This window comes from Salirhabdus euzebyi, from assembly GCF_014207435.1.
Classification (GTDB): domain Bacteria; phylum Bacillota; class Bacilli; order Bacillales; family Alkalibacillaceae; genus Salirhabdus; species Salirhabdus euzebyi.
This window is the reverse complement of sequence record NZ_JACHGH010000010.1, coordinates 1-20,830: the sequence shown is the minus strand read 5'-3', so window position 1 is coordinate 20,830 and position 20,830 is coordinate 1. Positions and strand designations below refer to the sequence as shown.

At 32.9% G+C, this 20,830-nt stretch carries 21 protein-coding genes; all 21 read right to left on the bottom strand.

Features of this window, described 5'->3' with window-relative positions:
* Positions 1 to 41 precede the first annotated feature (41 nt).
* A complete protein-coding gene (locus HNQ94_RS14830; RefSeq protein WP_174496923.1) occupies positions 42 to 809 on the bottom strand; it encodes a tyrosine-protein phosphatase in 768 nt (255 codons plus the stop codon).
* 309 nt (positions 810 to 1,118) lie between these two features.
* Positions 1,119 to 1,814 carry a CpsD/CapB family tyrosine-protein kinase gene (locus HNQ94_RS14825; protein ID WP_174496922.1) on the bottom strand — a complete coding sequence of 232 codons (696 nt, stop codon included), beginning with the start codon at positions 1,812 to 1,814 and terminating at the stop codon, positions 1,119 to 1,121.
* A complete protein-coding gene (locus tag HNQ94_RS14820; RefSeq protein WP_174496921.1) occupies positions 1,804 to 2,565 on the bottom strand; it encodes a YveK family protein in 762 nt (253 codons plus the stop codon). The genes HNQ94_RS14825 and HNQ94_RS14820 overlap by 11 nt, the downstream gene beginning before the upstream one ends.
* A 212-nt stretch (positions 2,566 to 2,777) precedes the next feature.
* Positions 2,778 to 2,948: a YwzD family small protein gene (locus tag HNQ94_RS14815; protein WP_174496920.1), complete on the bottom strand. Its 171-nt coding sequence runs from the start codon at positions 2,946 to 2,948 to the stop codon at positions 2,778 to 2,780.
* A 66-nt stretch (positions 2,949 to 3,014) separates the two neighbouring features.
* Positions 3,015 to 3,659, bottom strand: coding sequence for a hypothetical protein (locus HNQ94_RS14810; RefSeq protein WP_174496919.1), 645 nt, complete (start codon positions 3,657 to 3,659; stop codon positions 3,015 to 3,017).
* A 175-nt stretch (positions 3,660 to 3,834) separates the two neighbouring features.
* Entirely contained in the window at positions 3,835 to 4,881 is a 1,047-nt protein-coding gene (locus HNQ94_RS14805; protein ID WP_174496918.1) for a DUF4309 domain-containing protein, read from the bottom strand.
* Positions 4,882 to 5,034: 153 nt separating this feature from the next.
* On the bottom strand, positions 5,035 to 6,600 hold the full coding sequence (locus HNQ94_RS14800) for an LTA synthase family protein (protein WP_174496917.1): 1,566 nt from the start codon (positions 6,598 to 6,600) through the stop codon (positions 5,035 to 5,037).
* Positions 6,584 to 6,904, bottom strand: coding sequence for a hypothetical protein (locus tag HNQ94_RS14795; protein WP_174496916.1), 321 nt, complete (start codon positions 6,902 to 6,904; stop codon positions 6,584 to 6,586). Before HNQ94_RS14795 ends, HNQ94_RS14800 begins: the two co-directional genes overlap by 17 nt.
* Positions 6,905 to 7,136: 232 nt before the next feature.
* On the bottom strand, positions 7,137 to 8,303 hold the full coding sequence (locus HNQ94_RS14790) for a nucleotide sugar dehydrogenase (protein WP_174496915.1): 1,167 nt from the start codon (positions 8,301 to 8,303) through the stop codon (positions 7,137 to 7,139).
* A 166-nt stretch (positions 8,304 to 8,469) separates the two neighbouring features.
* The gene (locus tag HNQ94_RS14785; protein ID WP_174496914.1) at positions 8,470 to 10,194 is read right to left on the bottom strand and encodes a phospho-sugar mutase; all 1,725 of its coding nucleotides are present in this window, start codon (positions 10,192 to 10,194) and stop codon (positions 8,470 to 8,472) included.
* Between the two features lie 406 nt (positions 10,195 to 10,600).
* Complete coding sequence (gene galU, locus HNQ94_RS14780) at positions 10,601 to 11,470, bottom strand: UTP--glucose-1-phosphate uridylyltransferase GalU (protein WP_174496913.1); 870 nt, start codon at positions 11,468 to 11,470, stop codon at positions 10,601 to 10,603.
* 127 nt (positions 11,471 to 11,597) lie between these two features.
* The gene (locus HNQ94_RS14775; protein ID WP_174496912.1) at positions 11,598 to 12,704 is read right to left on the bottom strand and encodes an MraY family glycosyltransferase; all 1,107 of its coding nucleotides are present in this window, start codon (positions 12,702 to 12,704) and stop codon (positions 11,598 to 11,600) included.
* Between the two features lie 358 nt (positions 12,705 to 13,062).
* On the bottom strand, positions 13,063 to 13,908 hold the full coding sequence (gene rfbD, locus HNQ94_RS14770; RefSeq protein WP_174496911.1) for a dTDP-4-dehydrorhamnose reductase: 846 nt from the start codon (positions 13,906 to 13,908) through the stop codon (positions 13,063 to 13,065).
* Positions 13,908 to 14,930 carry a dTDP-glucose 4,6-dehydratase gene (rfbB, locus tag HNQ94_RS14765; protein ID WP_174496910.1) on the bottom strand — a complete coding sequence of 341 codons (1,023 nt, stop codon included), beginning with the start codon at positions 14,928 to 14,930 and terminating at the stop codon, positions 13,908 to 13,910. Before rfbB ends, rfbD begins: the two co-directional genes overlap by 1 nt.
* 10 nt (positions 14,931 to 14,940) lie before the next feature.
* On the bottom strand, positions 14,941 to 15,498 hold the full coding sequence (gene rfbC / locus HNQ94_RS14760; RefSeq protein WP_174496909.1) for a dTDP-4-dehydrorhamnose 3,5-epimerase: 558 nt from the start codon (positions 15,496 to 15,498) through the stop codon (positions 14,941 to 14,943).
* Between the two features lie 19 nt (positions 15,499 to 15,517).
* Complete coding sequence (gene rfbA, locus HNQ94_RS14755) at positions 15,518 to 16,390, bottom strand: glucose-1-phosphate thymidylyltransferase RfbA (RefSeq protein ID WP_174496908.1); 873 nt, start codon at positions 16,388 to 16,390, stop codon at positions 15,518 to 15,520.
* An 81-nt stretch (positions 16,391 to 16,471) separates the two neighbouring features.
* Positions 16,472 to 17,185, bottom strand: coding sequence for a glycosyltransferase family 2 protein (locus tag HNQ94_RS14750; RefSeq protein ID WP_217423889.1), 714 nt, complete (start codon positions 17,183 to 17,185; stop codon positions 16,472 to 16,474).
* Between the two features lie 4 nt (positions 17,186 to 17,189).
* Entirely contained in the window at positions 17,190 to 18,032 is an 843-nt protein-coding gene (locus HNQ94_RS14745; RefSeq protein ID WP_174496907.1) for a glycosyltransferase, read from the bottom strand.
* Positions 18,033 to 19,433: a hypothetical protein gene (locus HNQ94_RS14740; RefSeq protein ID WP_174496906.1), complete on the bottom strand. Its 1,401-nt coding sequence runs from the start codon at positions 19,431 to 19,433 to the stop codon at positions 18,033 to 18,035.
* A 53-nt stretch (positions 19,434 to 19,486) separates the two neighbouring features.
* Complete coding sequence (locus HNQ94_RS14735) at positions 19,487 to 20,272, bottom strand: glycosyltransferase family 2 protein (protein WP_246200031.1); 786 nt, start codon at positions 20,270 to 20,272, stop codon at positions 19,487 to 19,489.
* Between the two features lie 288 nt (positions 20,273 to 20,560).
* Positions 20,561 to 20,830, bottom strand: a 270-nt coding sequence (locus tag HNQ94_RS14730) for a PA14 domain-containing protein (RefSeq protein ID WP_260400954.1), incomplete at its 5' end; no start/stop codon positions are given.

The following is a 20,830-nucleotide window of genomic DNA, read 5'->3' as shown; positions in this document are numbered from 1 at the left end:
TAGACGCTTTCTTTATTTTCTCTCTATTGATGTATTTTATATTAAAATAACCCTAATATCTTTTTCTTTTTAATCCGATGCGGCTGATCCCCAACAACCGCTTCGTTTTCTATTAAGCTTTCTGTATTTTCCATGAAATAAAAAACCATTCCGTTACCAAAATCCTTCTTTATCTGTTCATAAGCTTCTTTTAAGTAAAACCCTCGAGTTGTTGTATTATGAGCATCAGAGGCAACAAAATGTGTTAAATTTGCTTCGATCATATCTTGTGTGAATTTTTGTATCTTTTTCCCGAACTTCCCACACACACTTCCAGCAGTTACCTGTGTTAATGCCCCGTTTCGAACAAAACGATATAGTAAATCAGGATTTTGTGTGAGAACAGAGTTTCTCTCAGGATGTACGATTACTGGTGTGTATCCTGCTACTTGAATATCGAATAGTAACTGACTTGTGTAATGTGGTACGTGACTGGATGGCAGTTCTACGAAAACATACTTGCTTGTCTTATTTAATGGCAGAATCTCTTCTTTTTGTATGCGATCTACCAAGTCTCCGTTAATTCTCGTCTCATGTCCAGGTAAAATGGTAATTGGTATATTGGATTCCTTGAGTGTTTCGTTCAATTGATATACAGCTTTTTCAATATCAGTTCTCGTGTTGTTATATTTCCCATCTAAATGATGCGGGGTTGCGATTATTGTACGAATCCCCTCTTCTGCAGCAGCCTGTGCCATTGTGATACTTTCTCTTATAGATGCTGCTCCATCATCCATACTGGGTAAAATGTGACAATGAATATCTATCATAACTTCCCCACCCCCAAAACGATTAATCACGACTTTTTTCCTATTCAATGTGTTTAATTTTAGCACATTACAGTGTTTTGAAAAGGGGTGTATACTGTCGATTAGCTTACAATTTTTTACTAATTTAGTAGAATCGTGGAACATCTTGTCTTCCTTTACAATAATAAAGGAGAAGCCTGCTTGTTGTCAAACCAATACTTCCGTTAAAAAGATATTTTTATAGAAAAATAAACTGTAAATAGATACCAATTTTTTTGAAGTAATATGCTTGAAGAAAAGGAAAATGCCTAGGCACTAAGTCCTAAACATTTAATTTCTTCCATAGTAATAGTAATAATTGCTATCTTTTAGCTCTCTATCATTTAATACAACACCTAAAATATTAGCTCCTACTTGCTGCAGTTGCTCTTTTGATTTCTTTGCAGCTTCGTATTCCGTCTGCTTACTACGAACTACCATTAATACACCATCACAGCGCTTCGCCACAATAGCTGGATCGGTTACAGCTAGTACTGGCGGTGTATCGAAAATAACTAAGTCAAAATGTTGCTTTGCTAGCTCAATGAACTGGTTCATTCGATTGGAGCCTAGAATTTCGGATGGGTTAGGTGGAATTGGTCCACACGTAACAACCCCAAGGTTAGGTACACCTGATTCTAGTACAATATCTACTAAACTTAACTCACCTATTAAAAAGTTGCTAAGCCCCTTTTTGTTTTCTACACGGAACGTATAGTGTACGGTTGGTTTACGTAAATCAGCATCAACTAGTAAGACCTTTTGACCTTGTTGAGCAAATGCAACAGCAACATTGGCAGCTGTCATCGATTTCCCTTCACTTGGGCCTGAAGACGTAATAACTAACGTATGTAAGTCATTGTCTACAGAAGCAAATTGCAAGTTCGTGCGGATCGAACGATATTGCTCAGAAATAGGAGACTTCGGATTAATTTGCGTAATTAATTGACGAAGCGCTTGTTTCACCTTTTTACTTTTACGCACCAATTGATCCACCCCTCTTTCTGTTAATTCTTACATTCGCACCTGCTGTTGTTTTGAAATCGTCGTCTGACATTCTAGTTACGACACCAAGTACAGGAAGACCTAAATGTTTCTCCACATCTTGTTCACTCTTAATCGTGTTATCCAAGAACTCTAGTAAAAAGGCAAGTCCAACTCCAACCATTGCCCCTAAAACAAATGCAATTGCCATGTTAAGTTTAGGATTCGGCTTTACTGGTGACGGATTTGTAGGTGTTTCTGCTTCTGTTAAAATGTGTACGTTATTTACATTCTTATTTAAATTCATTAAGATTGGAATTTCATTTTGAAATACTCTTACAACAGTGTTTGCAATATCAGTTGCTTGTTGTGGATTTGAATCCTGAACAACTACGTTCACAACCTGAGAGTTTTGTGCACTGCTTACTTGAATTTGTGAGTCAAGCTGACTTACGGTCATATCTAAGTCTAGTTCTTCAATAACTTGTCCAAGAATAGCTGAGCTTTTAATGATAACGTTGTATGTGTTAATTAATTCAACGTTCGTACGAATATCATTGACATTGTAGGTGACATTCGGATCTTGACTTTGTTGGTTTACGATAAACTGCGATGAGGACTGATAAATAGGAGTTAAATAAAAATAACTTAATATAGCAGCAATTGCTGTAGCTCCAAACATTAAAGACAAGATTAATAGCAGTCGTTTTTTAATCGTTTGGAATATCTCTTTTAACGATATTGTTTCTTCCATGATTGCACCTCCAATGATTTAAAGCCAATAAGTTCAAAAGTGATTATAACACAGAAAAATAATTTAGTAGTTATGTAATTTTACATATAAAAGGAAATGACATAATAAAAATGTCGTTTTTTGTAACTTTTCTGAATATACATATACTAATATAACATAAAAATAACCAACTGGAAGTAATAAAATTTCCAGTTGGTTACATATTTTTAAACTTAAGCATTCTTTCTAATTTTTGCTCTTTTAACATCTTTGTATAAAATACCTCTAAGGTCATTTTTTAACTGAGTCATCATTTCATCTAATTGAACTGTTTGCTCATTACCTTTTTCAAAAGCATTTACTAATAAAGCCTTTAATTCCTCACTGTTCTTGCCATTATACATTTAATCACTCTTTCAAAAATCATTTCCTCCATCACATTAGACGATAGTCATAAATAAACGTCACACTCACATTTGGGAAAGGATAACTTCACGCACTTCTTTATTCTCGAATACACGATATTCTCTAATGTCTTCTTCGTGCTTGTCATAGTTGACAATGTGTGAAAGGGTATTACCCTTCCAATTCAGGAATAGCTGCATAGAAAGCTTGTCTCTCTTTAAACCATCTATGTCAACAGTATCGACTATCCCCATCTCCTGAAAATGTTCATTTTCATGGAACACATAGCCTTCTACATTGACAAAATCATAACGCCAGACTTCTTGCCCGTTCATTGGACTAATTCCAATAACATTAGGAGTACCGAGCAAATGAATTATTTCCGTTTGTTTCATACCAATATTAATATTTTCAGTTATGATAGAAATTTTTAAATCATTTTTTTTATTAAAAAGTTCGTTATTTTCCTCGTTAGTTTGGGGGTCGACTATTCTCTTTTCTAAATCTATTATGTCATTTAGTAGTTTAACAGAATTATTTAAAGCAGATGCTGTTGGTGTTATAGCAGAACGTTTCTCTATATTTGTTTTACGCTCCGATATTGGATTTGTTTTTATTGAAGAAGCTTCTACTTCTTCCATAGTGGTTTCTATACCGCATCCAACTAAAAATAATATTACAAGTATAAAGTAAATATATGTAAATCTCAAGAAAAACTCCCCTTCCTTGTTGATTTCACTTATAGTGTTAACAAACTAATAGAGGAATATACTAGATCACCGGATGTTTTTAGAGAATACTAGTTTTAAAATTAGTATTTTTAGTTTTAATTAAAAATCATAAAAAAAATGCCGCTGTTCTAGTTAGAACAGCAGCATTTGCTATTTATTTTGTTATAATAAAATTCATAACAGGCTCATCTAAATCATCATAATCAAAGTAGATGATTAACCTATATTCTCCAAGGTTATAGGTAAGCTCCCACAATGCTCCCCATTCAGCAGAATCTGGTTGGCCAAATAAATCCATAACCTTCTCTTGAGTTAATCCGTCCGTTTGGTTTTCAATGATAATCCCCGAAACTCTATCAGTTTCATCATATTCAAAGGCGATATTAAAATAAGAAGGATAATTAGCTTCCCATACCCAGAAATCGTGATAGGGCATTCCCCATTGTCTTTCAATATCTTGTCGTTTTGTCCCTATTGTAACGGGAAGATAAGGAACTTTTCCTGCAGATAATGTTTTTAGTGTGTTTTTTTGATGAACAGCGGCATACAAGTCAAAAGGACCGTTTGGTTGCGTATATAAACTCATGTTAGGAGCGTGTGATAGAGTCGGTGTTTCTGATCTGTTTGATTGGTCGTTATCACTTTGAAACGAAAATAAACTTTTCCCCTCAGATACTAACGTTAATTCATCCGCTACATCCGCATAGCTTCGCCCAACAGTTTCTAGCAAAAATGGATCCCCATAATAGATCATATAATCACGTACTAACACTAACCAATTGTCGCCAACTTCTATGTAATATTCCTCATTATCCCTTGTGTAAATAGGGTATTTCTTATAACTTTCTTCGACTTCATGTTGTGTAAAATACATTCCAATTCCCTTATCGGTTTGAAATTCATCCCCACTTGCAGCTAAGGTAATAACTCTATTATCCTCAAACACGATATCGAAATCATCATATTCATAAATCCAGAACTCGCCTCTGTCTTGGTATTCAGGAGGAACATCTTCCTGGTCATATTGAGGGCTACCTTCTTTATCATCTGGTAATCCAACTTTTTCGACTACTGTATCCATTGTGTCTCCTAGATTAATACCGTAAATTGAGAAGATACTGTCTTGTTGTTTAGAAGCATCTTCCGAACAGGCTGTAAATAAAAATAGAATTGACAGCATATAAAATATGTTTCTCTTCATTTTTATCATTCCTTTTTATTTATTAGCTCTATCATAGTAAAAGAAGTTAATAGAGAGAATCTGAAAAGAATAAAAAAGACAATCAATCAATTAATATACTTGATTGATTGTCTCTTCTTAAACACTTCTACTAATTAAATTTTATCCTTTAAATTACTCCTGATTTCCTTGTTCTGCTTTTTTCAATAAGTCTAAATAATCTCCTTGTAATATATTACGGTTATAAAAGCTTGAGTTTTTAGAAAGCTCAGAGTTTACAAAACTAAACCCTAACTCCTCTACCAAGGTTTCTCTTTCTGAAAAAAGGTTTGTACCTAAACCCAAACGATTACCCTCAATTTCTACCCCTATACTTCCTAATATAGTTGGATAGAAATCCAATGAAGAAAATGTTCTGTTTTTTGCATTTACCGGTTCAATGGAAGAATTTATAAATGCATTATACATTGTTCTACTGTATCCCTCATAAATATTTGAGGAAAAAAATTCAGTCTGCATACTAAGGTGATCCCCTAATATAACTAAGGTAGTGTTATTATAAAAATCCTGTTCTTCAAACCACTTCACAAATTCATCTACTTGTTTTGATGAGTGTGCAAATACATTTTCATACTGACTCTCAAATTTGGTTTCCGCCGAGCTCTCTAAATAGCCATTAGGGAAATGGGTGTTTGCTGTTAAAAAAGTAAAGTTAAAAGGTTCATCAGAACTTGCCAAGGAAATTATTTCCTCTTTAGCCCATTCAAACAAATGAGAGTCGTCAAATCCCCACCACACTTGTTCACTTTCAAGCATCTTTCCTTCTTGAATTGCTGTATTAACATCAAAAATTTTATAATCTCCATGATAGGTATAGTAATTTTTACGTCCACCAAAGTTAGCATCTGAACCAAACATAAGCTCTAAATTATACCCTTCGTTTTTTAAAACGTCCCCCAAAGTATAGGCACCAGCTAGGAAATTTTCAGATGATGTATATTCGTTTCCATTTATAGGGATCTTTAGTGGTATTCCAGATGTTGTAGCAACTAAAGCTCCTACAGTCCATGTAGTTCCAGTAATAGGATGTGCTCCGCCAATCTTATCTGAATTAGAGAAATTCAAATTATTCTGTGCAATATTTTCTAATTCCGGGATGACTGAATATTCCCAGCCTCCACCGTTATCTTTATCTATTAACGAATTTTCTACTGATTCTAAATATAAAATAATCAAATTTCTTTTTTCGTTTGGAAAAGTTATGGATACATCGGTACCACTCACATAATAATCATCCATCAAAGTTGAGTATTCGTTTAGCCGGTTGATATAATTGTCTACTCCTAATATTTTGTAACTAGTCAGTAATGATACAAATAAAAGAATACATGCATAAATCAATCTATATTTATAAAGGAATTTAATAGGAAAAAAATGAATCTCGAATTTTTTATTTCTAAACTTTATTTCGATAACATTTTTTCTTTTCTTTAAACGAATAATTGGGAGAAGCAAAAGGATCAAAATCAGTAAAAAGGGAACGATACTTGTTTTAATACCAGTAATAAATACATCACTGGCAGCCCCGTTCATACCACTTATCATATAAAAAATCATTTCATCAATAGATGAATCTGCGAAATTATCAACAATATATTTTATAAAAGCAATAACAACTGCACTTGTAATTAAAACTAAAAAAGTTATCACACTAATAATCAAACTAATCTTTCTTTTCATTTATTGACTCCACTTTAATATTTATTTTTATATTTAACTCAATAAATCTGTATAAAATCGCAACTACAACTGCAATGAAAGTGGCCATAACACTATACTTCAAAGTAAATGATATACTGAAAATGATTGGTGAGGTTTGCAGATAAATTAATATAGCATAACATATAGAATTAGTAATCAACATAAATAAAACTAAATTACTAACTATTTCAAACATAGACATATTTTTTTTGTTAACTTTAGAATAAAATAGCAAAGCAATTATAGAAGGCATTATTAATGCCATTATTTCGTTAAAAGTCATGTTTTTTCCCCCTGCATATTAATAATATAATTACTAGAATTTCTAAATTTACAAACTATTAACATTATTAAAAGTTTCTCTTAACTCCGTTATTATATAATATACGTTTGTCCGTTTCCTACAGGTAATTATATCACTTTTTTAAATTTATAGTAAAATACCTTTTTAGTAGGATTGCTACTATCTAAGTTAAAAAGGTGATTGCATAAATGCAATCACCTTTTTAACTAATCTAATCTCTTTTAAACAAATCTCTTGTATAAACTTTATCTTTTACATCCTCTAATTCTTCAGCTAATCGATTGGATACAATAACATCAGATAACCGTTTAAACTCAGCTAAATTTCTAATTACTTTCGAGTTATAGAACGTTTCTTCTCTTAATACAGGTTCATAAATGACAACCTCAATACCTTCCCCTTTTATTCTTTTCATTATTCCTTGTATAGCTGAAGATCTAAAGTTATCAGAATCTGTTTTCATAGTTAATCGGTAAATACCTACTACTTTAGGGTTCTTCTTGATGATTTGGGATGCAATAAAGTCTTTTCTTGTTTTGTTTGCATCAACAATTGCGCTTATAAGATTATTCGGTACATCCTCATAGTTTGCTTTTAGTTGCTTTGTGTCTTTAGGTAAACAATAACCACCGTAACCAAATGAAGGATTATTGTAATGACTACCTATTCTTGGATCTAATCCAACACCTTCTATGATTTGTTTCGCATTTAAACCTTTCAACTCAGCATAGGAATCAAGTTCATTAAAATAAGCAACCCTAAGAGCAAGATACGTATTAGAAAATAACTTAACTGCTTCCGCTTCCGTCGAATCAGTAAATAGAATCGGAACTTCTTTTTTTACTGCTCCTTCTAGTAGCAAGGCTGCAAATTTTTCTGCACGCTCTGATTTTTCCCCAACAATTATTCTAGAAGGGTGCAAATTGTCATATAACGCTTTCCCCTCTCTTAAGAACTCAGGAGAAAATATAATATTATCCGTTTCATATTTTGCTTTAATTTCTTTTGTGTAGCCAACTGGGACTGTTGACTTGATGACCATAACAGCATTTTGGTTAAATTCTAATACTGATTCAACTACATTTTCCACAGACCTTGTATTAAAATAATTTTGCTCAGGATCATAGTCAGTTGGAGTTGCAATAATAACAAAATCTGCATCGTGATAAGCTTCATATTTATCGGTAGTAGCAACAAGATTTAACTTTTTCATTGAGAGAAACTGTTCAATTTCTTTATCAACTATTGGTGATTCTTTTCTATTAATCATATCTACTTTTTCTTGGACAATATCAAGTGCGACTACTTTACAATGTTGGGCAAGTAATACAGCATTTGAGAGTCCAACATATCCAGTGCCAGCAACTGCAATTTTCATCTATTTTACACATCCCTGTTTTTATCTAAAAATTATATTTGAATTCTTAGGAATTAAATCACTATTAAATAACAGTGACAAAAGTGCCGATTCGTTTTTAATAACTTTAAGTTATGACAAAGCAACCAGATTACTTTCTAAAAGGTATCTGGTTGTCTTAGCTTGTTTAAATTTTGTTTATTCTTTCTATTACTGCTTTTTTAAGTTGATTTAATCTATCTTTAGAAGCTTGTATTGTTTCACCTTTGACTCCAAAATAAAATTTAATTTTTGGTTCTGTACCAGATGGACGAAGACAGCACCAGCAATTATCAGATAACTTAAACTTAATCACGTCTGATTTTGGAAGTTTAATCACTTCTGTTTTATTGTTACCCAAATACGTTCTTGTTCCACTTTTATAATCTTCCATTGCAATAACTTGAAGATCTTCAACATTTTGGAGTGGTTCTTCACGGAAGTTTTCCATAATATTTTTGATCTTCTCTGTTCCTTCAATCCCTTTTAATGTGATGGAATGAAGATCCTCTAAATAATATCCATGCCTTTCATAGAGATCATCTAAGGCCTCTAAAAGCGTCTTGCCTTTTGACTTCCAATAAGCCCCCATTTCGCAGGAAAGTAGTGCAGCTTGTACTGCGTCTTTGTCACGAGCAAAGTCCTTAATTAAATAACCATAACTTTCTTCATATCCAAATAAGAATTTATATTCCCCGGTTTGCTCGTATTCACGAATTTTTTCCCCGATAAATTTAAAACCAGTTAATGTATCTAATGTACTAATCCCATAATGAGACGCAACTGCTTGTCCAAATTCTGAAGTAACAATCGTTTTAATCATAAGCCCATTGTCTGGGAGACTTTGTGTGTTTGATAATATGTAATCAAGTAGTAAAGTTCCTAGCTGATTACCTGTTAAAACCGTGTAGTCCCCTGATGGTGTTTTAACGGCAACTCCTAATCTGTCTGCATCTGGATCAGTTCCTATAAGTAGGTCTGCATCCACTTTTTTCCCATACTCAATTGCCAACGTAAAGGCTTGGTGTTCCTCTGGATTTGGTGATGCAACTGTTGAGAATTCTGGATCTGGTTTTGCTTGCTCTTCTACAATCGTCACATTTTTAAACCCAAACTCTTCTAACCCATTCTTAACCAAATCATAAGAAGTTCCATGTAGGGGCGTAAAAACAATATTAATATTTTCTGCTTGTTCTTTTATTACAGTAGGATTTAAAGAAATTGTGTTTAAAGCATCCATGTATGCCTTGTCTACTTCTGTATCAATCCACTTTAAAAGACCTTTTTGCTCTAAATCTTCTTTGGAAGCCACTTCAATTAATAGTTCATTCTCTACTTCATTAACTAATTTAACTATTTCTTCTGCTTGGGCTGGAGGAGCCTGTCCACCATCTTCATTGTATACTTTATAACCATTATATTCTGGTGGGTTATGGCTTGCTGTAACAACTACTCCAGCAGAAGCATTCAAATGTCTAACAGCAAAAGACAACTCTGGTGTCGGACGTAAGGAAGTAAACAAATATGTCTTAATTCCATGTGCTCCCATTACTTTAGCAGTTTCTAACGAAAACTCTGGTGACATATGGCGAGAGTCATGAGCTACCACTATTCCTTTTTCTTTTGCTTCCTCCCCTTGTTTTTCTATGTATTTCGCTAGTCCTTCTGCTGCTTTACGGACAGTATATATATTCATACGGTTAGTACCTGGCCCAAGTTCTCCACGCATTCCACCAGTACCGAATGTTAACGGCTGATGAAAAGCTTCTTCTAATAATTTTTCATTGTCTTTTATTTTATTTAATTGTTCACGTAGTTTTGCATCGAGGTCTTCAAAAAGGTCCCATTTAGTATAATTTTCTTGCCAAGACATGCGGATTCCTCCTATTATTGGGTGTCTTCCCACCCCACAAATTTTGTCAATTATAATCTCAATATATTTATACCATATAAATTATCGTAATGTGATAATTAGAAAATACAGGATTTTCTCCATGTTATCATTTTTGGCTTGGTATTATCCACTTAGTCTAGTCCTTTCCATAAATTTCAGCTTGAGGTTTCACCTTTTTAAAACCTCCCCTATAAATTTTATTCTTCTTATTTCGCTAAAATATCCCGCAACTAAGCATATGAGGTTTTTGCAAAGAATTTGCTTTGATTGGAAACGTTCAATATATTGTATTTTAACAAATTATTGATAAAACCAACAATTTATTTTTATTACATAAAAAATGACTTCACCTAAAGGATGAAGTCACTACTTATACTTTGTACATTTAATTATTTTTAACTAGAACCTCAAGCATTGCTCTAACTTCTGAACCAATTTCTTCATTTTGTAAAGCAAATTCAATAGAAGTCTTAATAAACCCAAGTTTTTCACCAACATCATAACGTTTACCCTGAAAATCATAAGCATATACTTGTTGCTCTTCATTAAGCTTTGCAATTGCATCTGTTAATTGAATTTCACCACCAGAACCTTTTTCAAACATACTTAAGTACTTAAATATTTCTGGAGTCAATACATATCTACCCATTACTGCTAAGTTTGAAGGAGCAGTACCCGGAGCAGGTTTTTCTACTAAAGTATTAACAGCATAACGATGCCCCTCTTTATTTCCAGCATCTACAATGCCATAACGATGAGTCTCTTCATCACTTACCCTTTGAACACCTATTACAGATCCTCCAGTCTCCTCGTACTGCATAATGAGCTGACGTAAACCTGGTGTTTCGGCTTGTACAATATCATCACCGAGTAAAACTCCAAACGGCTCATCACCAATGAATTTTCTTGCACACCAAACGGCATGTCCAAGACCGAGTGGCTCCTTTTGACGAATATAATGTAAGTCTACCTGCGATGATTTTTTCACTTTTTCAAGTAAATCGTATTTCTCTTTTTTCATTAGATTTTCTTCAAGCTCAAAGTTACTATCGAAGTGATCCTCAATGGAACGCTTTCCTTTTCCAGTCACAATAATAATATCTTCAATTCCCGACTCTATTGCTTCTTCAACTATAAATTGAATGGTAGGCTTATCTACAATTGGAAGCATTTCTTTCGGCATTGCTTTGGTTGCTGGTAAAAATCTTGTTCCGAGGCCCGCAGCAGGAATAATAGCCTTTTTCACACGTTTCATTCACTCTTCCCCTTTGCCACATGTTATCTTTAGTATTATTATCATTCTTAGTTTAACATATAACTCTTCTTTATAAATATAAGCTACCTGTAGTTAAGAGAATAAAGACAGGTAGCTTTACTAATTTTTACAGATTTTTATACTTAGATTTCATTGGTTTTCTTGCATTAATAAAGTTTAAAAGTGGCTTATAATCCTCTTTAATTAAACCTATCTTCTCTACAAGTAATTCAACAGCAACTAATATAAATAACAATACGATGAATGAACCCCAAATTGTTGTTTGCGAAAAAATAAATGCTGCAATTCCAAACATCGCACTCATTAGGTAAATAACCAATACAGTTTGCTTATGTGTGTAACCAATTCGAATCAAGCAATGATGCATATGAGATTTATCAGGTGAAGAAAGTGGCTGCTTATTTATTAATCTGCGAATTATTGCAAAGGCTGTATCTAAAATTGGAACAGCCAAAATTAGGATCGGTACAATAAGAGAAACAAAAGTAACATTTTTAAAGCCTAATAAAGAAAGTACAGAAATCATATAGCCTAAAAATAAGGCTCCCGTGTCTCCCATAAATATTTTTGCGGGATAGAAATTAAATACAAGAAACCCTAGCGCGGATACGCCTACAATTAAAGCCATAACCATCACATACGGATTACCCATCATTACAGCCATGCCTGCAATAGAAAATAAAGCAATAGCAGAAACTCCTGCTGCCAGACCGTCTAAGCCGTCAATTAAATTAATAGCATTTGTAATACCAATTATCCAAATCAGTGTAATTGGAATGCTGAGATATTCACCAAAGCTTAATTGACCTCCAAATGGTAAATTAATAAACTCTAGTCTAATATCACCAACAACGACCACAATAATAGCAGCAACAAGTTGGCCAAGTAATTTCCATTTAGGAGATATTTGTATAATATCATCACAAATTCCTGTAAAAATAATTATGAAACTACCAATAACAATAGGTAGGTGGATACTAGTAGTACTTAAATCTATAATAGGCAAGTGGAAGTGTTCACTTGGATTAATAATAAGTACACCTAATATAAAACTCATAAATATTGCTAATCCGCCTAATCTTGGCATCACAACTTGATGGACCTTTCTGTGATCAGGATTATCCGTTGCCCCTATTTTATAAGCTAACATTTTGATTAGTGGCGTTATAGCTAAAGCCGTTACAAAACATAGAATTAAAGTGAAAAGTAACATAATTCCCTCCATGCTAATAGCATATTTGTATTAAACATTAGAATTAGTAATCTTTAATATTAGAAATCATTTTATCATACTCTGTTAATTTGGGTAAAAGTTTGCTAGATATTTAATATATTTGTCAAGTTTAAAAAATTCTAAACCTAATATTTACAGAATTTTGAATTCCTTAAACCATATTACTTTACTCAAACACTTTTGAAAAGACCTAAATTAAATAAAATGAATTTCGAATAGTTAGACGTTACTATACAGAGAAATGTTTCAGCTTTTTTAAAAACTAATAAACTATTCGCTTGTTGAACACAAAAAAAGAGGGTCAAAAAAAATTCTTTGTCCCTCCTTTAATAAATATTTATTTTAGTTCATCCAGATATGCTGCCAAGGCTTCATTCCAACTGCGTGGTTTTAAAAAACCTTGGTTTTCTAGTTCTTTTTTACTTAGCACGGAATACTTCGGCCGTGCAGCAGGTCTAGGAAACTGCTCGGTTGTTAATGCATTTACTTTTACATCTATTCCTGATTGTTTGAAAATTTCAACTGCAAAATCATACCAAGAACAAATTCCATCATTCGTAAAATGATACGTACCATACTTTTCAGTTTCCATAAGCTCCAGCATGAAATTAGCTAAATCAACGGTATATGTTGGGGAGCCTACCTGATCGTATACAACCCCAATTTCATCACGTTCAGTTCCTAATTTCATCATTGTTTTGACGAAATTATTTCCATTAATTCCATAAACCCAAGCCGTTCTTACAATATAACACTCATTAACCAATTCTTTAAGGAATTGTTCTCCAGCTAATTTCGTCCTACCATAAGCTCCTAATGGTTCCGTAGGATCATCCACTTCATATGGTTCATTTGCGGAACCATTAAATACATAATCAGTACTTACGTAAACCATTTTGGCACCGACTTCTTTGGCTGCTTGAGCCAAATATTTTGTACCTAATGCATTGACATTATATGCTGTACCTTCATCTTCTTCTGCACCATCAACGTTTGTATAAGCTGCACAATGTAAGATTACATTTGGTTTAATTTTATTAACAAGTTGGAAAACTGCATCTTCGTCTGTAACGTCTAGTTCTGACCGATTAAAACCAAAAACTTCATGTTTCCCTTTGTGTTTTAATTGCTTTACTACATCATATCCTAGCTGACCATTTACTCCTGTTACGAATGCAATCATTATTCTACCTCTAGCCTGTCCCCATACTGTTTTTGAAAGTACTGTTGATACTCTCCAGAGATGATGTTTTCCCACCAATCTTGGTTGTTCAGATACCAGTTAACGGTTTGTTCAATTCCTGTATCAAAGTTATATTTTGGGTTCCATCCTAATTCAGTTCGGAGTTTTGTCGCATCAATTGCATAGCGACGATCATGTCCCGGACGGTCTTTTACGAACTTAATTAATGATTCTGGCTTATTTAGATGCTTTAAGATCGTCTTTACAATTTCAATGTTTGTACGTTCATTATTTCCACCTACATTGTAAACTTCACCATTTCGTCCATTGTGTAGCACTAAATCTATTGCTTGGCAATGGTCCTCTACGTGTAACCAATCACGAACATTTAGACCATCTCCATATACAGGTAATTCCTTATCATTCAGCGCATTAATAATAATTAGTGGAATCAACTTTTCTGGGAAATGGAATGGACCATAGTTATTGGAACAACGAGTAATATTTACTGGTAATCCAAATGTCTCATGATATGCACGAACTAATAAGTCTGCACCTGCTTTACTAGCACTATATGGACTATTTGGTTCTAAAGGAGTTTTTTCAGTAAAATATCCAGTTTCACCCAAGGTTCCGTATACTTCATCCGTTGAAACCTGCAAATACTTTTTAACTCCAATATTTTTTGCAGCATCTAAAAGTACTTGGGTACCTTGAACGTTTGTACGAACAAATACATCCGGGTTTGTGATACTTCTATCCACATGTGATTCTGCAGCAAAGTTTAAAACAAAATCAAATTTTTCCTCTTCGAACAAACCATTAACAAACTCTCTATCTGCAATATCACCTTGCACAAATTTATAATTAGGTGCTTTTTCCACTTCTTTTAAATTCTCAAGGTTTCCAGCATATGTCATCAAATCTACATTTACTATTTGGTATTCAGGATACTTTCTAACCATATATCTAACAAAGTTACTTCCAATAAATCCTGCTCCACCCGTTACTAATAATTTCATGAGCTACCTCCTATTTTTCAAATATAAAATTCAAATCAGCTTTTTCTAGTGTTGGATGCTTTGTATCTTTCTCTGATAATACTGGTGAATTAGTTGGCCACTCTATTCCTAGCGCAGGATCATTCCAAAGAATGCCACCATCATGTTCAGGAGAATAATATTCGTCAACCTTGTAGGCAACTGTTGTGTTTGGTACTAGGGTGCAAAATCCATGTGCGAAACCTTTCGGAACCAATAATTGGCGCTTATTATATTCCGTTAAAATAACTCCAATCCATTCTCCATATGTAGGAGATCCCTTACGTATATCGACTGCTACATCATAGATAGCACCCGTTATGCACCTTACTACTTTCGTTTGTGCTTTAGGATTTAATTGGAAGTGTAATCCTCTTAACGTTCCCACGGCCTCAGATAATGATTGGTTGTCTTGAATAAATTCATATTTTAAGCCTAACTGTTCATAAACATTTTTATTATAGCTTTCCATAAAATAACCACGGTGATCTCCAAACACTTTTGGTTCTAATATCAACACATCCGGTATTTTGGTTTTAATTAAATTCATTACCTGCCCTCATTTCAAATTACTTTGCTTGATTTGCTATTTTTGCTAAATATTGACCATACTGATTTTTCATTAAAGGTTCTGCCAATTCTAATAGCTTGTCCTTATTAATATAGCCCATTTTATATGCAATCTCCTCAAGGCAAGCAATTTTTAACGATTGACGCTTTTCAATTGTTTCGATAAATTGAGAAGCTTCAAGTAGAGATTCATGGGTACCTGTATCAAGCCATGCATATCCTCGGCCTAATAATTCCACACTTAAATCCCCAAGCTCTAAATATTTTTTGTTTACATCCGTAATTTCTAGTTCTCCTCGATCTGAAGGTTTTATATTTTTAGCAATATCGACTACACGATTGTCATAAAAATAAAGACCTGTTACTGCATAGTTGGATTTAGGTTGACTAGGTTTTTCTTCTATAGATACAGCCTTTCCATTACTGTCAAATTCAACCACACCAAATCTTTCAGGATCATTTACATAATATCCAAATACGGATGCTCCCTTTTCTCTCGAAACAGCATTTTGCAATAATTGAGAAAGACCATGCCCATAGAATATATTGTCTCCTAATACTAATGCAACATTGTCATCACCAATAAATTCTTCACCAATTATAAACGCTTGAGCTAATCCGCCTGGTTCTGGTTGAACTGCATATGAAAAGTTAATACCTAAATCCGACCCATCACCTAAAATTTGTTCAAAACGAGAAATATCCTCAGGTGTAGAAATAACTAAAATATCTTTAATCCCTGCAAGCATTAATACGGAAATTGGGTAATATACCATAGGTTTATCATAAACCGGTAACAATTGCTTTGATACTACTTTTGTTAAAGGATATAAACGAGTTCCACTTCCGCCAGCTAAAATAATTCCTTTCAAAACTATCAACTCCTAATTAATTAATTTCTCTACTAAAAAATCCCTACCAACATTGTAAGAAAATAGAAACTAAATAACAAATCATTTTTTATTTTTGTACTGTTTAACTGATTTAATTGTTCCCAATCGTCCTTTTACTTGTTCTGCTATTGACCTTTTTTTCATCCCGGTAACATTATTCCCGTGCCGAACATATTTCATGAGAGGCTCACTAAGATGCACTATCTTCTTTTTTTCAATTTTACATACTAAGGCAATCCATTGATCATGCATTTCAATTGATTGAGGAAATGGAACAATGTACGGGACTAGTTCTTTTCGAAAGGCCATCATACAACCCGTGAAAGCGTTTTTTAGTAAATTTCCAATAATATTTTGTTTAACTTTATTACCATTATACTCATTCCATGAAGGGTGAATTACTTCAAAACTCGCATCAACAACAAGTGCATCGTGTGTAACTAACATCGCGTTCTCGTTTTTAAACGCTTCTAAAATCTTACTCACTTTAACTTCTTCCCAAACATCATCTTGATCACAAAGGAAAATATATTCACCTTTTGCCATTTTAATAGCTTTTTCAAAACTCTTTATGACACCTAAGTTATTCTCATTAAGGTTAACCTTTACTCGTTCACCAAAGTTTCTTTTAATTAACTCCACAGTTCGATCTTTAGATCCATCATCAACAACAATGATTTCGTCTGTATCATTTAGCTGTTTAAGAACTGATTCTAATTGTTGTATAACAAATTTTTCACCATTATATGTTGCCATGCAAACAGAAATCATCATACACCTAACCCTTCATCGAAAGAAACCGACGCAAAGTATAAAATGCCACTTTTTTATTTTTCACTAATAGTATTTGTTTAATAAGACGTTTTAATAATTGCTTTCGATACATTTTATACATATCTTTTTTATAGTTTTTATAAAAATTTATTTCGGCATCCAAAATACTTTGATAGCGTTCATATGAAACATTGTTATAGTTCATAACGGATAAATCATGTTCTAAATAGACATTTAATATATATACTTTATACTCCCTAGCATATATTTCATAAAACAGCCAATGATCCAAATAGTCTAATGGAAATTCCTCATTGAAGCCCCCAATTTCTTTAAGGAAAGACAAACGAACAAGTGTACCGGAATTTATTGCCATTATAGGGCGGCATTGAAGCCCAACTGAAGGCCTCTCTTCATTTAGAGGGCGCAGGGAAGAACTATGTACAGGGGATATCATTGTTCCCCCACTATTCACCATTGGTACTAGAGCCACAACATTTTTTTCATAATCTAAATAATCAAATATTTTGTTAATATAATTAGGTGTTATTTCAGTGTCATGATCTAAAAGTAACAACCATTCGCTATCATATTCTTGTGCACAATCAAAAGCATAATTGTAAGCTGTTGCTATTCCCATATTCCTTTTATCGTGTACATATGACAATTTGAGATTTTGATATTGATGAGGGTTGAAGTTTTGTTTTTCAGGGCTGTTATCGTATAAGATAATCCCTAAGTCTTCCACAACCCCCTTCACATTCATTAAAGATTCATTAAGTGATATGAACGTTTTACTACTTTCTACTTTTTGATTATACAAAACAATTACAATTGTTATTTTCAATTAAAGAACCCCATTTTTATTTTTTAACTTTACTTGTTCTTTTCGATTTTGAGAATATACAAGAAGTAATAAGAAAAAAATAATTCCGATAGGATTGTTAATAAATGGATTAATGTTGGTTAATAATAAGAGTCCCATGAAAGCTGATAGGAGGGATATATCCAATGAGCCTAATTTCTCACCTCGTTTATAAACATAAAGGATATTTAGAAATACCAAAAGAAACAAGAAAAACCAAATTGACAGACCTACCAATCCTTGTTCTACTAATATATCTAGAAAACTCATTTCAATACCATTTACTCTTCCATCAATCTCAGCTCCATAACCTGTACCGATAATAAGGTTACTTGGATTGCTAATTAAGATATCCTTCGAGGCAAGAATAAAGCTCATTCTTGCATTTATGCTTATATCGTTTACATCTGGCTCAAAACTACTCTTGTCATCCTCATTCTCTTTTGAATCAGGATTGTCAACATCTGATTCCACTATTTCATCTTCTTCAAGAGTTTCCTCCGCTACTCCAAATCTCTCCAAAGTCATACTTTTATATAGGAAAGGAACTGAAATAAACACTAATAACAAAATAATTGATTTTTTTATAAATACTTTTGAATTTAGTAATGCTTTTATCTTTCTAGTTATTCCTTTCACAGGGTCTATTATAACTTTAGTATCCAATATTATAATCATAATAACACTTATCATAAACGCTAAAAGGAATCCTCTAGTTTCTGACCATATTATTGAAATGGAACATAAAACTATGTTTAAAAGATCAACTTTTGTATATTTTTTTCCTAGAACAGAATTTAGTGAAATAACCAATCCAAGAACTACAAATAAATGACTTTTATAAAAGACACTGTTACTAGGTCTGAAAAATAAGTCATCATTCATTATGGTATTCATAAATCTATAAAAAGCATCAAAATTAGGAGCAAAGAATGTTTTACCTAATAATGCAATAAGAATCGTAAAAACTGCTACAGTAAGTGCACTGTATTTTAAAAGACAAATTACCCTTTCCACAGAGAACCTATCCTTTGTTATATAATATGCCAAAGGGAAATATGCTGCAAAATAAGATACCCTTAAAAAATCCATTATAATTATAGAAGTCGAATGTCCATTTATAAAACCAATGATAGCACTAACAATAAACCATCCCATTAACAAATAAACACCTATAGTTACTGCTGTAAAACGGAAAAATGTGTTAATTTCTTTATTTAAAATTGCTCTTTCTTTTATTATCCTAATTAAAAATGTTGCAATTAGTAGCAAAAATAAAACTTGGCGGATCGATAAAAAGCCAAAGTCAATAAGTCGACCTCCACCACCAACAAATAGTTCTATAAATAAAACGGTAAGTAATATTTTTTCAAACCTATTCATTTCTTTCTTCCCCCAGTTATAAAATATCTAGTTGAATTGTTCTTTTGTATCTTTTAGAAAAAACGCCAGCCCCATTTATTGAAATATTTTACCATTGATTTGATAAATAATTTAAAAAGCTTCCAGTTCTTATGAGCGCCTCTCTCATAGTAATGAACTACAGATGAGAATGGTGTGTATACAACTCTTTTGCCCCGTTTTTTTAGTTCCAGACAAAGGTCATAGTCTTCAAAATACATAAAGTATCTATCATCAAACCCGTTTATCTCTTTAAAGTCATTCCCTCGAATTAACATAAAACATCCAGATCCAATTCGTATATCAGTCATACGTGAGTTCTCTATTCTCCTACACTCATAGGTCTCTAAACGTTTGTTAAATATTCTCTTCACAAACTTAAATGGAACGAAACGCAAAAAATAATCAAAAACTGAAACACGGTCACGAATTAAGTGTTGAGTGGTGCCATCAGCATTTAATACCTTAGGTACTAATAAGGCTATGGTTTCGTCATGGTCCATTATATTAATCATTTCCTCAAGATTCTTTCTTGTGAGTATGATATCTGGGTTGAAAACCAGAAAATAATCTTCCTTGGCACTTAACAAATTAAAATTATGTCCAAATCCAAAACCATTATTTTCTTTATTAAACGTAATATCGGCAAAATCCTGATATTCTCTTAGGCGGTTTCTATATTCTTCTTCGGAATTATTATCAAAAATTAAAAAGCGAAAACTATCATTATCGCCAAACTCTTGTTTGATATTTTCAAGAACCTTAAATATATGTTCACTGTTATACGTTACTATACTTATTGCAAGTTTTTTTTTATCCAAATTTCCCACGCACTCTTTCATTTAATACAATAATTTTTGAATTGGCAAAATAACAGCATTTCAAAAAATAATTATATCATACTATTTCTTTGGTTTCGCACTAAAATCATGAATAACCTTACCTATTTGTTATCTTTTTAAAAGATCTATCTTTAAAACATGAACATAGCTATAGTCTCTCTATTTATTAAAATGAAATACAAATAATATAAATTTTCAATATTGAATTGATTAATTAATAAATGATAAAAAGGCATTGTTTAAAAACAATGCCTTTATCATTTAACTTTAGGATTGCTCCAGAAGAACTTCTACTTTGCCCACGCTTAAATAATCATAATACTCAACTTCTATCCAGTGAATATTTTCTTCACCAGCTGGTACATTCACTCGGTCCGCAATAGTTATCTTGATATTATCTTCCCTAAATGAACTATTAGTCCAACGGCCTATTACTAACTCTCCATCAACATAAACACGGATCCCATCGTCTGCTCTTGCACGTAAGATGTATTCACCAGACTCCACTCTTTTTGCTGTTGTGTATCTAGCTGAAAA

What these genes read in the sequence shown, in the direction of transcription:
- rfbC (WP_174496909.1), bottom strand. Translation starts at nt 15,498, where the DNA reads ATGAATTTAATTAAAACCAAAATACCGGATGTGTTGATATTAGAACCA.
- HNQ94_RS14800 (WP_174496917.1), bottom strand. Translation starts at nt 6,600, where the DNA reads ATGAAAAGAAAGATTAGTTTGATTATTAGTGTGATAACTTTTTTAGTT.
- HNQ94_RS14785 (WP_174496914.1), bottom strand. Translation starts at nt 10,194, where the DNA reads ATGTCTTGGCAAGAAAATTATACTAAATGGGACCTTTTTGAAGACCTC.
- HNQ94_RS14820 (WP_174496921.1), bottom strand. Translation starts at nt 2,565, where the DNA reads ATGGAAGAAACAATATCGTTAAAAGAGATATTCCAAACGATTAAAAAA.
- HNQ94_RS14795 (WP_174496916.1), bottom strand. Translation starts at nt 6,904, where the DNA reads ATGACTTTTAACGAAATAATGGCATTAATAATGCCTTCTATAATTGCT.
- HNQ94_RS14740 (WP_174496906.1), bottom strand. Translation starts at nt 19,433, where the DNA reads ATGAATAGGTTTGAAAAAATATTACTTACCGTTTTATTTATAGAACTA.
- galU (WP_174496913.1), bottom strand. Translation starts at nt 11,470, where the DNA reads ATGAAACGTGTGAAAAAGGCTATTATTCCTGCTGCGGGCCTCGGAACA.
- rfbD (WP_174496911.1), bottom strand. Translation starts at nt 13,908, where the DNA reads ATGATTGCATTCGTAACAGGAGTAAATGGTCAGCTAGGATATGATGTA.
- rfbB (WP_174496910.1), bottom strand. Translation starts at nt 14,930, where the DNA reads ATGAAATTATTAGTAACGGGTGGAGCAGGATTTATTGGAAGTAACTTT.
- HNQ94_RS14805 (WP_174496918.1), bottom strand. Translation starts at nt 4,881, where the DNA reads ATGAAGAGAAACATATTTTATATGCTGTCAATTCTATTTTTATTTACA.
- HNQ94_RS14775 (WP_174496912.1), bottom strand. Translation starts at nt 12,704, where the DNA reads ATGTTACTTTTCACTTTAATTCTATGTTTTGTAACGGCTTTAGCTATA.
- HNQ94_RS14750 (WP_217423889.1), bottom strand. Translation starts at nt 17,185, where the DNA reads ATGATGATTTCTGTTTGCATGGCAACATATAATGGTGAAAAATTTGTT.
- HNQ94_RS14790 (WP_174496915.1), bottom strand. Translation starts at nt 8,303, where the DNA reads ATGAAAATTGCAGTTGCTGGCACTGGATATGTTGGACTCTCAAATGCT.
- HNQ94_RS14830 (WP_174496923.1), bottom strand. Translation starts at nt 809, where the DNA reads ATGATAGATATTCATTGTCACATTTTACCCAGTATGGATGATGGAGCA.
- HNQ94_RS14815 (WP_174496920.1), bottom strand. Translation starts at nt 2,948, where the DNA reads ATGTATAATGGCAAGAACAGTGAGGAATTAAAGGCTTTATTAGTAAAT.